Source organism: Vibrio sp. 10N.286.51.B11, from assembly GCF_041469245.1.
Lineage (GTDB): Bacteria > Pseudomonadota > Gammaproteobacteria > Enterobacterales > Vibrionaceae > Vibrio > Vibrio crassostreae_C.
This window is the reverse complement of record NZ_JBFRKI010000074.1, coordinates 1-296: the sequence shown is the minus strand read 5'-3', so window position 1 is coordinate 296 and position 296 is coordinate 1. Positions and strand designations below refer to the sequence as shown.

Here is a 296-nt window from a genome sequence, read left to right as displayed (position 1 = left end):
ATGTTGATTGGCGTCAGCATTAAGATGGTGTTTTACTTTTCAGTAATCGGCATCGCAATAAAAAATTGCGTGCCCTGGTGGTGGAATTGGTAGACACAAGGGATTTAAAATCCCTCGACGTTCGCGTTGTGCCGGTTCAAGTCCGGCCCGGGGCACCATCTATTTGATTATTACCTCGCTTGGTATTAATCAAAAGAGTTGTTCTCTTAAAACACTATTGAAGGCGCCTTGGCAGAGTGGCTATGCAGCGGATTGCAAATCCGTGGACCTCGGTTCGACTCCGGGAGGCGCCTCCA

Annotated in this window: 2 tRNA genes; both read left to right on the top strand. The window is 48.3% G+C overall.

Annotated features, from left to right (window positions below):
• Window positions 1-71 precede the first annotated feature (71 nt).
• Window positions 72-158 (top strand) — tRNA-Leu (locus AB4154_RS22300).
• A 64-nt stretch (window positions 159-222) separates the two neighbouring features.
• Window positions 223-296: transfer RNA gene (locus AB4154_RS22295), tRNA-Cys, on the top strand.